Below are 12,323 nucleotides of genomic sequence, written 5' to 3' on the forward strand. Positions count from 1 at the left end.
ATCACTTCTCTACCGGGAGTTCCGCCTTTCTACCACCTGCCCACCCCGCCAGCTCGGCCTCGAGCCCAGCGCCCACCAGGTTCAGGAACAGGCTCTTAGCTAGTACCCGGTTCAAGAGATATTCCCAGAATTTATCCATGCTCCACTTCCGGAGTCGTTAATATACGATCTCCTGCAATCCACAGCACTCTGGTAGATCCTGCCATAGAGCCCCAGTAGCAGCTTCCACGGGCTCTATCCCGCCAAATCACCATGATTCTACTGGCGCACCATCCCGGCATAGGCCTTGAACAGCACTTCTTGACGTTGCTCCTCGGTGGTGAGCTTCCGGGGAGCTCCGAAGGCCTTGTCTACCTCGCGGTCCAGGGCGTCGTGGGCGCGTACCAGGGCGGGGTCCATGGCCAGGGGCGCGTAGTGGGCGGCCAGCGAGCGGTCAGGGTGCAGTGCGCGGGCGTCGAGCACTTTCTGTCCGGCGGCGGTGATCTTGGCCCGGGTGGTGTCGTCCACGTCAGGAAAGGGGAACGTGTACCAGGTCAGCGTGGACCCGAACCGCAGATCGGACTTGATGCGCCCGCCGATGGCTTTCTGCCAGGCCAGGAACATGGAGGATGACAGGGCCGCGAACTGAAGCCCGTCAGGGTCGGCGATCGTGAAGTTCGCATCCCCGGCGATGACCTCGGGACCGAACCGCTTGACCGTGAAGTACCGGCGGGTCTCGGAGACGTGCCGGGGAATGCACACGTAGGGCTCGTCCCGTTTGGCCAGCTGCCGGAACAGGTGGTGGTGCGGGTACTCCCGGGTTGAGGCAGCACTGGACTTCTCCCGGAATGCACGCACGGCTTCCACACGCGCTTTCAGCAACGCAGAGCGCCGTAGATCCTCCGGGTTCATGCCCTCCAGCCACAGGCACCAACGGTCCTTGTCGTGCAGTAGCTCGCTGGCCCCCACGTAGGGGTGGACGTACTTGGCTGCCACCGGATCGGCCATGAACTCGGCGTAGTCCGCCGGCTCCACGATCAGGTTCCCGCCATCGCTGGGCATAGAACCACGCCATGTCTTGTCCAGCACGGGGGAAAGCATCTTGGAGCGCTTCTCCACCAGCAGGTTCGGCCCGTCCACCAGATACGCGTTGATTCCCTGAGTGACAGGTACCTCGCGCGGTTCCGCGCGCGGGGTCTCGTAGTCGAACAACCGGGCCCGCGTCGCCCGGTCTCGGTCGAAGCCCACGATCACGCAGTGCACTGCCGCCTGCCCGGGGGCTTGGGAGTCCCAAGCGAAGGTGCGGTGGGCGAAGGCCACGCGCCAGCCTTCCTTAAAGATCAGCCCGAACAGCCGGGGCACCTGGTCTCCCTGGGTGATGGAGTTGGTGGTCACGAACGCGAAAGCGCCGCGGCGGTCTCGGTAGAGCTGGAGGGCTTTGGCGTGCCAGCTGGTGACGAAGTCCAGGCGGGAGAGCTGGTCGATGTTGCCCCAGGCGTGGCGCATGTCCGCCAGCTGCGCCGCGTTGCGGGTGTTGTCGCCCAGGAACGGGGGATTGCCGAAGATGAAGGTTTGCCCTGCCGGTTCGGGCAGGATCTCTTCCCAGTCCAGGCGCAGCGCGTTGCCGTGGGTGATGTGGGCGGTGATGGTGATCGGCAGCCGCTCGGGGGCTTGGCCGATGGCCGCGGCCAGGCGCAGGTTGGCTTGGTGGTCCACGAGGAACATGGCGGTCTCGGCGATCTTGGCCGGCCACCAGTTGATCTCGATGCCGTAGAACCGGTCGATGGTCAGCTTCTGGTCCAGGGTCGCGTCCAGGCTCATGGTCATGCCCTGGGTGGCCGAGTAGTCCTTGGAGCGCCGGCGCTTCTCGGCGAGCACATCGGTTTCGATCTCGCGCAGCCGGGCGTAGGCGACGTTGAGGAAGTTGCCGCCACCGCAGGCGGGGTCCACGTAGATGTTCGCTGCCATCTCCTCCAGGAAGCCGTCGAAATCACGGGTGGTGGTGGACTTGTTGCGGATCAGTCGGTCGGCTCGGGCCCGGTAGTCGTCCAGGAACAGTGGGCCGATGGTTTTGAGGATGTTCGCCTCGGAGGTGTAGTGCTCCCCCGCGGCCCGGCGGGCCTCCTTGGACTTCACGAGCTGAAACATCGCCCCGAACACCGACACGGAGATCCGTGACCACTGGAACCGGCACGCGGCCAGCAGGGCCTCGCGGGTCTCAGGGGTGAACCAGTCCACCTCGATCCGGTCAGCGAAGATCCCACCGTTGACGTAGGGGAACTGGGCCATCAGCTCAGGGGTGCGTGGGGAACGCCGGGCTGGGGGTGTGTTCAGGTGGCGGAAGAGGGCTTCTAGCTGCGTGGAGAGGGTGTCGGCGTCGGTGTGTTCGAGCACCCATTGGTAGAACAGGTCGCGGCGCCACAGGCCGGCGTCGTCGCCGTAGAGCATGAACAGCAGCCGGGTCATCAGGATCGAGGTGCGTTCGGCGCGCTCGTCTTCTTCCTCGCGGGTGCGCGGGGCTTGTTCGCCCACGGTTTCGTCGGCGTCCTCGCCGAGCACGGAGGTGTAGAGCCCGGCCATCAGGCGCGCGGCGACGATGGAGGCTTCTTCTTGCTCCCGGTGGGTGACGGTCTCTAGGCCGATGAGGAACTTCAGGGTGTCGTAGTGCTGGGGCAGCTGCTCCAGGGTGAAGCGCACTTCGGGTTCGGTGCCGTCCAGGCGCAGCACGCGGAGCTGCTCGAAGTTGGTGGCGATCGCGTACTTGGGCCACTCGGTTTGGGCGATCCCGCCGCGCAGGTAGTCGTTGATCTGCTCCACGGCGTCATCAAGGTCCACGCCGAGGCTTTTGGCCTCGCCGATGGCCACCCCGGCCATGAAGAAGTCGATCCATCCTCGCCGGCCTGTGGAGGCGCGGGTGGCGTCTTGCTCGAACAGGTTGATGCGTTCGGGGATGATCCCGAAGCACCGCAGCAGCCCGGACCAGAACTGCTGCGCATACCGCCTCTCGGTCGCGGTCTCGCCCTCGGCGCGCCACGTGGCGATGCGTTCAGCCCAACCGGTGGCGAAGTCCTGGAGGTTGGCAATGATCTCGGCGCGACCGAGCTGATCTTGTGACATACGCATGAGACTACGGGGCAAGGCTTCTACGGGTGGGACGCCGCGCGGAGCCCTCGAGGTGGACTGTTTGCGGTGGCACATAATGGTGCCGCCCCCCTTAAGGAAAGTGAGCGGGTGATGCCCCGGCCCCGTTTGTTGCCCGACCCCGACGTGATCCGGAAGCTGAACACAGAGCATGGGTGGACGCTGCGGGAGGTCGGGGAGCACTACAAAGTGTCTGTGAGCGCGGCGCAGAAGGCACTGCGGCGCGCCGAGCTGGTGGGCCCGCTCGTCACGTACCGCGAGGTTGTCCCGTGGAAAGTGGCCATCCGGTTCGCGGACACGGCAGTAATGCACCACCTGCGGACCATGGCTCAGCTGCAGAAGGTGAGGGAGGTGCCGGCGGTGGCCAAGCGCCTGCTGCACGAGTGGTTGCAGTACCTGGCGAACAACCGACTAGTGCTGGACTACAGCCCCGACTGTCCCCCAACGAGGCATGTTCCCTGGGTGGTTTTCGGTACCGTACCCGCCGGCCCGGAGACCGATCCTTCTACCGTGACCCCGCAGGCGCTGGCCATTCGATGACACCAAGCGCAGACCAATAAACACAGCCCAATGTGTCCCTATGTCCGCTTTTCTGACATGCACAAGATGGACACCCGGTGTACCCACACCGTTGAGCATGACAATACGTAGTGTATTGTTTGTTATGTAAGCGGGGCTGAGGCCCCACCGCCCGAACCAAGGAGACCACCATGGACCCCATCGCCGAGCAGATCACCGGCAGCACCCGCCTCGCCCTGGACGCCCGTCAGATCCACGAGACCACCACCGCCGAGGGCCTGCGTCACCTGGAGGCGACCATCCGCCTGCGCCCCAACCTCGGCATGGGCGCACAAGGCACTCCGCGGGACATGACCCTGGCCATCACCGAGGAAGACGACCTGCTGGACGTGCAAGTGACCTACACCAGCGAGAACGGAGCTGAGATGATGCACGAGCACTTCTACGGCGTCCACCCCGCCGACCTCGACACCCGCCTGGAATCCCTCAGCCACGCCCCGCGCTTCAACTGAACCCCGCCCGCCGGGCCCCACCCGGGCCCCGGCGGGCGGGGCACAAGTTAAACTGCCCAGAAACAACAGAATAACCCCCAGATAAGAACACGTGGGAGTGGGGGTCGTAGTTTGGTAAATAATGAGGCCTTCGGAGCTACCAGAAATGAGTATCAATGCTCGATTGGAACGCCCTCGGACAGGAGCGATTTGACCGTGTTACTGCATCACTGATTCGGCGGCGTCACACAGACGCCTCCTCGATCACAGATAGTGTGATCGTCCCCGATGCTCGCGGCGGTGACCAGGGTATTGACATGCTTGTGGTGGACGGAGGCAAACAATGGCTATACCAACAGAAGTATTTTCCTGAAGGTTTTTCCGGAGGATACAAACACACCCGACGTCAGCAAATTCGACGTTCTTTCGATAAAGCCATGCAGCTGGATCCGCGACCAGAGGTTTGGGTACTGGTAGTGCCACGCAACTTAACCTCAAACGAACTCGAGTTCGTCAGGAATCTGCCGCAGCGTGTTTCGGACGGCCCCATTCCCACGATTGAATGGGTGGGGCAGGCCGAACTGGACGACCTCATTACCAAATACGAAGACGTCGAAGCATACGCCCTCCGCGACGCCACCACCCTTGCCCTTGAGCGCGCCGGGGGAAGTTTTCCTCCCAACACCATCATAAATAGTATGGAGGAATACACCAGGCGCATGGGCGACTTGAATAACGCCAGCGATAGTCTCGACCCTGACTGGGCTCCGCGAGTGGTTGTAGATTCTACAGGCGAGTCCTCTCTTACCGTAGTGCCAAAGCACAACAATCCCCGGCCTATCGAATTTTGTTTGCGGGTGTCGGCTGATGACATGTCTTCCAATACCCGCAAGGAGTGGGAACGGGTCCTTGGGTACGGCATGACTGGCGAGGTACATGTTCAAACCCGCCCCGGTGACTCTTTTTACCGCCGGGGACCCCAGTTTTTGGTGGATTCTCATGATCCTAACCAGGAGTACGAGTACCGGATCACGAAGGCTGCCGCAGACCCCCATCCGCTCGTAGGTCAACGGGTAGAACTCCGCTTAGAAATGCCAGATCATACCTTTGATTCCGAGCTGCTGACGGTGACTGCAGTCAGCCAAGGCTTTCTTGGTTTGGCTATCACACTCGAAGCATCACGGTTTTGCAGCCTAGAGTTCTTGGTGCCCACACAGGCACTGCCCGGCATGTCTGAACGGAAGCTAAGTTTAAAATTCCATCTGGATCTGAACAATAGCCTCCCACAGGAATCCCTGGAGGCTCTCGCTCTACGGGCAAAATTCGCCGCCTGCGCTAAAGCGTCTTTGGACTTGCCTACCGTAATTATGGGCCAGACATTAGAAGCCATTACTATGTATGGGCCGGTAGGCGAAGTAGACACCGACGATACTGTTCACGAACGCGCAGAGTACCGGCTTTATCTTGAGGACTTGGCAATTATTCAGCACCACACCCGACAGAAATTCATACCACCGACAACAATATCTGAGTACGAACGCACCGTGGTCAGATTCCTGCGTCTCCTCCTGGAGGGACACGTCGTCGCCATTCCGCAGTTACATAGCATCTCCGTGACTTTGGATCCAGATAAACTCGCCCTAAATGAAGGTATTTTACGGGGTGAGGGGTTCGCTGCACTAGCCCACCACGAGACGTTCTCTATTCAGCTCTGGGAACGTGAATTCCTAGTTCCGGGTCCTGTTATTACTTACCACCCAGCAGCCCATTTGGAACCAGTTGATACCGATGGCTCTAGAGTCAAGACCGACAACACTGCACGGGTTACCCCCATCAATGGCGGCCACTTCGTCGCTTATCGATCCGGCCACCTACAAGAAGGAACTGCAGTCCCCACCCCATGGGGACTGCACGACATTCCAGAGCCGCTTACCTACAACCCAGGTACCAGATAGTGGTCATAGATCCTCCATCGCTAGGAAAATGATACCAACCGTGTTGAAGGTGGCTGGTCAAAGCTTCGGATCCCTACCCACATGAGCATGTCAAAAGTCTCCGACCGCCTGCAGTTCTTTTAACACCATGAAAGACTCGGGTACCCCAACTCCCCCAGCCGGTATGTCACTTCAATCACGACACATACATATTCCGCGCCCACCGTCAGCGGACGGTGTCTGCCTTCTTTGAGAGGGCTGGCGCCGTCCATGGTGCTAGCTGTGCCAATCGTAAAGACCTGATTTAATCAGTGCCCCCCATGGCCCAGTGGCGGGCTGGACATGGGTTATTTGTCGGTGGCCTGATGGTAAGCGTCGATAATGTGCTGGTGGATGCGCCCGCGGGGCGCGACCTCGTAGCCGTTTTCCCGGGCCCAGGCGCGAATCTTGGGCGTCTCAGAATTGTGCTGCTGAGTGGTGCCGGTCCTGCGCCGGCCACTGGCGCGGGGGGCTTTGCGTCCGGCCTTGCGGTACGGCGCCAGCATCTCTCGCAGTGCGGTGGCGTTGTCCTCGTTGAGGTCGATTTCGTAGCCGTGGCCGTCAATGGCGAACGTGACGGTTTCGGTGGCTTCACTGCCGTCAATGTCGTCGGTCATGATGATCTGAACTGTTTGGGCCATGATTCTCCTTAGCTTTTGCGCATACGGGTTGCACGTGATTTCACATATTATAACCAAAGATCTGTTTCAGACCCGTGTTCTGCCCGATACTGGGTGCGGCTGATAGTGGCATCAAGGCCACGGGTGTTTGCCATACCTCAAGGGGTGGCGCTAAACCCCTGGGAGAGTGGGAATAGCAAAACGCCCCACGTGGGGGCGTGGGGCGTTTTTAGGGGGAGGGGGGAAACCCTTGGTGCTTTGCCGTCATGATCAGGGCTGCTGATCGGCAGGAACTTTTAATCAGTACCGTGCAGGTCCCTGGGACGGGTATGGCAATGTGGCTAGTTTTGCGGTGGGTTCAGCGGCGTGTGCCCGTGGCCGTTCCTGGCTTCGCCGTCGGCAGCCCACCGGTCGGTCGCTGGCCGCCTCGTTGCGCACCCCGGTGGAGGCCATGCCCACACCGACCGGCGCAGCTCTACGGCGGCGCCGGTCACAAGGACCAGCCCTCTCGGCCTGCGATCGCGGTGGATTCCGCGACCCGGGGTGAGTGGGTGACCTCCGGGGGCACCTCCAGCGCGGCCCCGTCCGCGGTGTGCACGGTGCAGCCGCGCTCGCGCAGCTGGGCCCGTGTCTGTTCGGTGACGGTGGGCAGCTTCCGGGCAGGGGTGAAGAAGTCCCCGAAGGCCCCGGTGGCGGTGATGACCGCGGTGGGGTCGTGGGTGAAGCGTCTCTGCCAGGTGTCGGCCACGAGGTTGGCCGGCAGCAGGGACTGCCCGGTGCTGGTGGTGATGAGCACGGCGTGGCCGGCGGCGATCGCCTCACGCACCTGGCCCGGCAGCGCGAGCCCCACAGCTACGCCGCCTCGCTCTGGTCCACGCCGGCGGCGGGCCTGGAGGCGGTGGTATGTGCGGGACCGGTGGTGACGTGCAGCCCGGTGTAGTGCACACCTTCGAGCTCCGCGACACCGGTGGCCACGGTGAGGCGGGCGACCGCGCTGGTGGTGGCCGCCTCCACCCCGGTGAAGAAGCCGTTGGGGGCATCGGCGATGCGCAGGCCGACACGGAAGCCCTCGCTGGTGGGGTGGATCTGGGGATCCAGCCCGCCGAGCTCGGTGCGCATCACCGCCACCGCCTCCTCCGACACCTGCGAGGCGCAGGTGGCCTCCAACTCCACGGCAAACACGGTCTCATCCATCGCCTTCACGTCCTGACATGTGGGGGAAAAACAGCCACGCTCAGCGGTGACTGACCCCCTCATGGCATCATGAAACATGATGCCCGTCAAGAGGTCACAGCATCACGTTTCATGAAGCTCCCAGGGATAGAGAACCTAGTAACCTAGGGATGAATAAAGCGCACCTGAGACCCCCCAGTTACAGCAGACCGAGAGGCCCCATCATGGACTACGCCACCCTGGCCGCGACCACCGCCCGCTTGGGCTTCCGTCCCCAGGACGTGGCCGAGACCGTGGGCATGGACGCCCGCAGGTTCCGCCGGATCCGCACCGGCAAGTACGAGGTGCCCGACTGGCTGGCCGAGAAGGTCACCTCCTGGGCCCAGGAGGTTGATGCCGACGCGGACACGGCGCTGGACCTACATCTGGCCGAGCACGAGGCCACCGGAGAACCGGTGACCCTGACCCGCTACCCCGCCAAGGGCTTCCTCGCCCGGGCTGAGCACGGTGTGAAGGCCACCAGTGTGGAGACCTGGGACGCATACCTCGCGCTGATCACCCTGGAGTTGGACGCCGCCGGGGTGCCCTACACCTTCACCACCCGGAGCTGGGCGTGAGCGCACCCGGCTCCGACTACACGCCGGTGGCCTTGGCGGTGCTGCGTTCCCAACTGGGCTTGAGCATCAAGGACCTCGCCGGTGTGGCCGGGGTCAGCGAGCGCCGCGCCCACGCCTGGCTGGCCGGCACCGGGCACCCCTCCCCCGCCGCCGCGGCCCGCCTGGACGCCGCCCACCGCACCTTCCAGCAGCAGCTACGCGAACGGCTGACCGTGCTCCTGCGCTCGCGGACCCGCCCGGTGGTGTTGAGGGTGGCCGGTGAGGACGAGGTGGCCCAGGTCGCGGCCCTGGCCGTGGTTCTGGAGCTGCGCGGGATCCCCTACCGCCTCGAGGACACCACCACGGTCTGAGTCCTGCCCCGTCGGGGTCGGGAACGCGGGGGCTGTGGTGATGAACCGTTCGCAGGTGCGCACGATGTGGTCATAGGCTGCCGCCGCGGTCACCGCGTGCTCCTGCTGCATCTGCTCGCGCACGGCCCGCGCCTCGCGCGCCACCACGTGCAACTCGGCTTCCAGCTGACCCATCGGGATCACTGGCCGATCGTGGTGATCTGGTGCGGGACACCGGCAGCGTCTAGGGCGCGCAGGATCAGCCCGAGGTGATAGTCCCAGGCCTGGATGGAGGAGGCGTGGGCGCCGATCTCCTTGGGCAGCAGGGCGTGCTGCGCGTAGCGGGTCAGCTGGGCCGGTGCCTGCTCGGTCTCCCAGGCGGCGGTGGCCTCGGCCACCGTGTTGGCCACCGCGGTGGTGGTCTCCTCCCACCACGCGCTCACGACTTCCCCCACATGCTCGGGCACCTGGCCGTGGCCGTTGAGCACCTCCCGGGCGCGCCCGTCGAGCTCGGTGAAGATCGAGTCCAGGTCGCGGGCAGTGAAGCCGAGCAGACCGGTTTTCAGACGGAACTCATCCGGGCTCACTTGACCCCCTCCTTCGCCTCGCCCACCTGCGCGGCCCAGGTGCGCAGGGTGTCCTCACCCCAGGCCTGAGCTGCGGGGGAGGCCATCAGCGCCTCCGGTGCCAACGGGTGGGCGCGCAGGGCCTTGTCGAAGTCCCCCGGGGCCATGCCCAGCAGCTTCGCGGCCTCGGTGTGGGGGTAGAGCTGCACCGGGGTCGGCTTGCGGCGCTTGATCGGGGTTTCCGTGGCCTCCGCCCACCCATTGAGGCTGGCCGCGGTCCAGGCCCTCTCCGTGCTGGGGGTGATCAGCACCGCATCCGGGGCCAGGGGGTGCTCAGCCAGCAGCCGCTCGAACCCGGCGGCGGTCAGGTTCATCAACCCCGCCGCATCCCCCAGACCGTAGAGCCCAACCGGACGAGGAGTGTGGGGGGCAGCCACCTGCTCACGCATCGACGACAGCCACGCCTTCAACGTCGCCGGCTTCCACACCGGCGACGGCTCCCCCTCCGGGGACCGTCTCACCCACGCATCCGCCGGGATCTCCCCCCGAGAGCGCCGGTAGACGTTGAACGTCGGGTACGGGATCCCCAGGTACTGCGCCGCCGCCTGAGGCGGGTAGTAGCTCTGCGGCTCCCCCACCTCAGTCTTGCCCCAGTTCTTCACGGTCTCCGCCGTCCACACCGGCTGCGGTTTGCGATCCGCGCTCGCTGGTACGAGCACGGCGTCGGGGTCTTGCTGGCCCTTGGCCACCCAGATGTTGAAGTTCGCACGGGTGACCCCGAGCAGGGCCGCGGCGGCCCCGGGGGAGTAGTAGGTCGGTGTAGTGGTCATGGTGTGCTCCCGTCTCCGTGTGGTGATGTATCCATACAATACACTTTAGTTAGATAGTTGTCTTTATTGGTTTGCCATGTTGTACTTGTCCAACCTCGTAGACCGTCCAGGAGCAACCCATGGCCACCACTCCCCGCCCCTCCACATCCACCGCGGACAGAGCCCTGAGCTCTCTGGGCCACATCGCCCAGACCATCGCAAACCACCCCCTCACCATGTGGGGCATGGCCGCAGCCCTCTGGGCGCTCGGGTTCCTGGGACCCACCCGCCAGGCTGTGAAACTGATGCTTCACCCACTACCTGACGGGCAGCTGCCCTGGACCATCAACCTCGAGGTGGCCGTCGGCACCGCCTTTGTTGCCGTGGTGAACGTGGTACTGACCTGCGCCATGCTGAAAACCTGGGGGTTCTCACTCACCAACGCCGGCATCCTGCCCCGCCGGGACCGCCGGGAGTGGTTCTGGATCCCCGCAGCCTGCCTCATGGCCTGCGGCGCGAACCTCATCAAATCGGTGATGACCGATCGCGCCCTGGCATGGTTCCCCGAGCACACCCACCTCTACCGCTCCCAGGCCACCACCGACGAGGCGCTGCCCAGCCTGCTGGTCACCATGCTCACCGCCGGGCCATCCGAGGAGATCGTGCTGGTGCCGGGCCTGATCCTGCTGCTGGTCGCAGGCCGCTGCCCGCTGTGGCTGGCGACCACCATCGCCGTCGCCGCCCGCACCGCTTTCCACCTCTACTACGGGGCCCCCGTCGCCGCCGGGGTCATCGTGTGGGCCCTACTGCTCGTGGTGATCTGGCAGGTCACCGGCAGCGCCCTCGGCGCAGTAGCAGCCCACGTGCTCAACAACCTCATCGCCGCCATCTCCCACGCCCCGGGCACCAGCACCGACGCCTGGGAGAGCGTCTACACCTGGACCAGCGTGGCCGGGCTCGTCCTCATGATCGCGCTCATCCCCCATGCGATCCGCACCCTCCGGGGACTGAAAGCCACCTCCACCCCCGGGCACCGCAACACCCACCTCACCCACTGCCCACCCATCGCCGCCAGCTTCAACCCCACCCTCACCAGGAAGGCCACAACATGACCACCCCCGCACCATCCCACCCCACGGTCGCCACCATCAACCCCGCCGGTGACCTCACCCTCACACGCCTGGCCCCCGCACCAGCAGGACACCCCTGGCACCACGGCCTACACCTGGCCCGCCACGGGGCCGGCACCGAATTCTGGACCCGACCCACCCCCGGAGACACCAACCTCAGCGCCACCGAGCTCGCAGACGCCCTCGGCGCCGGACGCCTCACCGGCCTACTCACCGGCCCCGTACTAATCTGCGGCACCGGCGGCACCAAGACCTCCCCCGCACCCATCCCACCCCTGGCCCTGGCCCTGCACACCCCCATCACCACCTAGCCCCCCCGGCGCTCGCCGGGGGGCGGAGCGGCGCCGGAGGGATTGGAACTGGTGTTCTACTCGCCGTCTTATGCGTGTCGAATGTGTGTTCTACCCTGTGGGCATGATCCTCCCTCTGCCCTTGCAGGCTGCGCGTCCCGTCCTGGTCCAGGCCGTGCTGCTGCGCGTGCCCGCGGGGTTCCCCTCCCCCGCCCAGGATTCTTTCGATGACGGGCGCATCGACCTCAACGATGTGCTGATCCGGGACGTGAGCTCCACGTTCATCCTTCGCGTCACGGGGGACTCCATGGAGGGGGTGGGGATCTACGACGGGGACGAGGTGCTGGTGGACCGCTCCCTGACCCCGCGCGACGGTGACGTGGTGATCGCGGTGGTGGACGGGGACTTCACCATCAAGACCCTGCAGATCCACCACCAACAGGTGGTGCTGCACCCTGAGAACCCGGCCTACCCCGATGTGGTGGTCGGCGGTCTGTCTGAGCTGGTGGTCTGGGGTGTGGTCGTGCACTCCATCCGGCACCTGCGTCCCGCGGGGCGCTCGGCGTGATCGCCCTGGTGGACGTGAACAACTGCTACGTGTCCTGCGAACGTCTCTTCGACCCGTCCCTGCTCGGCAAGCCCACTGTGGTGCTGAGCAACAACGACGGGTGTGTGGTCGCCCGCTC

At 64.5% G+C, this 12,323-nt stretch carries 14 protein-coding genes and 1 pseudogene; 9 read left to right on the forward strand and 6 right to left on the reverse strand.

Annotated elements, in window-relative coordinates:
• Nucleotides 1-258: 258 nt before the first annotated feature.
• Complete coding sequence (locus tag RF646_RS12900; protein WP_368836192.1) at nucleotides 259-3,096, reverse strand: DNA methyltransferase; 2,838 nt, start codon at nucleotides 3,094-3,096, stop codon at nucleotides 259-261.
• A 219-nt stretch (nucleotides 3,097-3,315) separates the two neighbouring features.
• Here RF646_RS12900 and RF646_RS12905 point away from each other — a divergent pair, with 219 nt between their 5' ends.
• The 3 genes from RF646_RS12905 (at nucleotide 3,316) to RF646_RS12915 (ending at nucleotide 6,085) form a co-directional block, all read left to right on the forward strand.
• Nucleotides 3,316-3,660, forward strand: coding sequence for a hypothetical protein (locus RF646_RS12905; RefSeq protein ID WP_145008088.1), 345 nt, complete (start codon nucleotides 3,316-3,318; stop codon nucleotides 3,658-3,660).
• 170 nt (nucleotides 3,661-3,830) lie between these two features.
• Nucleotides 3,831-4,151 carry a hypothetical protein gene (locus tag RF646_RS12910; RefSeq protein WP_101888555.1) on the forward strand — a complete coding sequence of 107 codons (321 nt, stop codon included), beginning with the start codon at nucleotides 3,831-3,833 and terminating at the stop codon, nucleotides 4,149-4,151.
• Between the two features lie 155 nt (nucleotides 4,152-4,306).
• Complete coding sequence (locus tag RF646_RS12915) at nucleotides 4,307-6,085, forward strand: hypothetical protein (protein WP_368836193.1); 1,779 nt, start codon at nucleotides 4,307-4,309, stop codon at nucleotides 6,083-6,085.
• Between the two features lie 326 nt (nucleotides 6,086-6,411).
• On the opposite strand, the gene RF646_RS12920 is transcribed toward RF646_RS12915, so the two are convergent.
• The 3 genes from RF646_RS12920 to RF646_RS12930 all read right to left on the reverse strand — a co-directional run bounded on the left by RF646_RS12920 (nucleotide 6,412) and on the right by RF646_RS12930 (nucleotide 7,917).
• A complete protein-coding gene (locus RF646_RS12920) occupies nucleotides 6,412-6,744 on the reverse strand; it encodes an Lsr2 family protein (protein WP_367405506.1) in 333 nt (110 codons plus the stop codon).
• Nucleotides 6,745-7,213: 469 nt separating this feature from the next.
• Nucleotides 7,214-7,573, reverse strand: coding sequence for a hypothetical protein (locus tag RF646_RS12925; RefSeq protein ID WP_367405507.1), 360 nt, complete (start codon nucleotides 7,571-7,573; stop codon nucleotides 7,214-7,216).
• 2 nt (nucleotides 7,574-7,575) lie between these two features.
• Entirely contained in the window at nucleotides 7,576-7,917 is a 342-nt protein-coding gene (locus RF646_RS12930) for a hypothetical protein (protein ID WP_144832617.1), read from the reverse strand.
• Between the two features lie 203 nt (nucleotides 7,918-8,120).
• On the opposite strand from RF646_RS12930, the gene RF646_RS12935 reads away from it, so the two are divergent.
• Both RF646_RS12935 and RF646_RS12940 read left to right on the forward strand, forming a co-directional pair.
• Nucleotides 8,121-8,513, forward strand: coding sequence for a hypothetical protein (locus tag RF646_RS12935; RefSeq protein ID WP_145008119.1), 393 nt, complete (start codon nucleotides 8,121-8,123; stop codon nucleotides 8,511-8,513).
• Nucleotides 8,510-8,863 (forward strand): helix-turn-helix domain-containing protein, encoded by a 354-nt coding sequence (locus RF646_RS12940; RefSeq protein WP_368836194.1) that lies wholly within the window; start codon nucleotides 8,510-8,512, stop codon nucleotides 8,861-8,863. The genes RF646_RS12935 and RF646_RS12940 overlap by 4 nt, the downstream gene beginning before the upstream one ends.
• A 179-nt stretch (nucleotides 8,864-9,042) precedes the next feature.
• Here RF646_RS12940 and RF646_RS12945 read toward each other — a convergent pair whose 3' ends face one another.
• Both RF646_RS12945 and RF646_RS12950 read right to left on the reverse strand, forming a co-directional pair.
• Entirely contained in the window at nucleotides 9,043-9,429 is a 387-nt protein-coding gene (locus RF646_RS12945; RefSeq protein ID WP_145012421.1) for a hypothetical protein, read from the reverse strand.
• Nucleotides 9,426-10,238 (reverse strand): hypothetical protein, encoded by an 813-nt coding sequence (locus tag RF646_RS12950; protein WP_368836195.1) that lies wholly within the window; start codon nucleotides 10,236-10,238, stop codon nucleotides 9,426-9,428. Before RF646_RS12950 ends, RF646_RS12945 begins: the two co-directional genes overlap by 4 nt.
• A 119-nt stretch (nucleotides 10,239-10,357) precedes the next feature.
• Here RF646_RS12950 and RF646_RS12955 point away from each other — a divergent pair, with 119 nt between their 5' ends.
• From RF646_RS12955 to RF646_RS12970, 4 genes and pseudogenes are all read left to right on the forward strand, one after another.
• A complete protein-coding gene (locus tag RF646_RS12955; RefSeq protein WP_368836196.1) occupies nucleotides 10,358-11,329 on the forward strand; it encodes a CPBP family intramembrane glutamic endopeptidase in 972 nt (323 codons plus the stop codon).
• Nucleotides 11,326-11,658 (forward strand): hypothetical protein, encoded by a 333-nt coding sequence (locus RF646_RS12960; RefSeq protein WP_367404886.1) that lies wholly within the window; start codon nucleotides 11,326-11,328, stop codon nucleotides 11,656-11,658. The genes RF646_RS12955 and RF646_RS12960 overlap by 4 nt, the downstream gene beginning before the upstream one ends.
• A 103-nt stretch (nucleotides 11,659-11,761) precedes the next feature.
• Nucleotides 11,762-12,205, forward strand: a complete 444-nt coding sequence (locus tag RF646_RS12965) for a translesion error-prone DNA polymerase V autoproteolytic subunit (protein WP_367404056.1) — start codon at nucleotides 11,762-11,764, stop codon at nucleotides 12,203-12,205.
• Nucleotides 12,202-12,323: pseudogene (locus tag RF646_RS12970) on the forward strand (impB/mucB/samB family protein); the annotation flags it as partial. The gene RF646_RS12965 and the pseudogene RF646_RS12970, both read left to right, overlap by 4 nt.

This window comes from Kocuria sp. CPCC 205261 (assembly GCF_040981025.1).
Lineage (GTDB): Bacteria > Actinomycetota > Actinomycetes > Actinomycetales > Micrococcaceae > Kocuria > Kocuria marina.